This is a genomic window from Bacillus sp. SIMBA_074 (genome assembly GCF_046534555.1).
In the GTDB taxonomy this organism is placed as follows: Bacteria; Bacillota; Bacilli; order Bacillales; family Bacillaceae_G; genus Bacillus_A; species Bacillus_A mycoides.
Genome location: NZ_JAWRYM010001127.1, coordinates 1 through 241 on the forward strand (window position 1 = coordinate 1; position 241 = coordinate 241).

At 40.7% G+C, this 241-nt stretch carries 1 protein-coding gene; it reads right to left on the minus strand.

Going from position 1 to position 241, the window contains the following annotated elements:
• Positions 1–241 (minus strand): ABC transporter substrate-binding protein (locus SB773_RS34250; RefSeq protein ID WP_410594967.1); only part of this gene is annotated, 241 nt, incomplete at both ends.

Here is a 241-nt window from a genome sequence, read left to right on the forward strand (position 1 = left end):
GCCCAGCGCTGAAAGTTTTTAACAACTGCTTCTGCATTGAAATCCGAGCCATCATGGAACTTGATGCCGGTTTTCAATTTGAATGTATATGTCTTTGCGTCATCTGAAACTTTCCATGATTCTGCAAGACCTGGCTTTATTTCCGTATTATCTTCCCCGTATTTTACAAGTGTTTCAAAAACCTGCTGTGTGACGATAAATGATTCACCATCCGTTACTATAGCGGGATCTAGTGAAACTG